This is a genomic window from Halorubrum sp. SS7 (assembly GCF_005435055.1).
GTDB lineage: Archaea > Halobacteriota > Halobacteria > Halobacteriales > Haloferacaceae > Halorubrum > Halorubrum salinarum.
The window spans coordinates 1-437 of the sequence record NZ_SGXV01000336.1 but is presented as its reverse complement, the minus strand read 5'-3'; the positions used below and the strand labels follow the sequence as shown (position 1 = coordinate 437).

Annotated in this window: 1 pseudogene; it reads right to left on the bottom strand. The window is 65.4% G+C overall.

Annotation, left to right across the window (positions count from 1 at the left end):
• Positions 1-196: 196 nt before the first annotated feature.
• Positions 197-437 (bottom strand): annotated as a pseudogene (locus EXE44_RS18275) (lipoyl synthase); the annotation flags it as partial.

Sequence of the window (437 nt, the reverse complement as noted above, 5' to 3'; positions counted from 1 at the left end):
ACGATCGACGAGTCAGTCGTTCCCATGTGTACGTCTCACTGACACAGGGTGGGACACCGAGAGGTAAATAATTCGCTGTTTGAACAAAAGTCGATACCTCGAAAGCGCCTGACAGCTGTCGAGGGAGACGCGTTCCGAAATCCGCCCCCAGACGCGTTCCGAAATCCGCCCCCAGACGCGTTCCGAAATCCGCGTCTCAGTCGCCGCCCGCGGCCCGGGCGTGTCGCCGGGCGTCCTCGGGCGTCCGGCCCTCGCGCAACAGCGCCTCGACGAACAGCTCGCCCGCCTTGTACGACGAGCGGACCATGGCGCCCGACGCGCAGTAGAGGAAGTCGAACTCCGCCTCGGCGACCCGGCGCCACGTCTCGAACACGTCGGGGTGGACGTACTCGAACACGTCGAGGTGCGAGCGCGACGGCCGGAGGTACTGGCCGAAG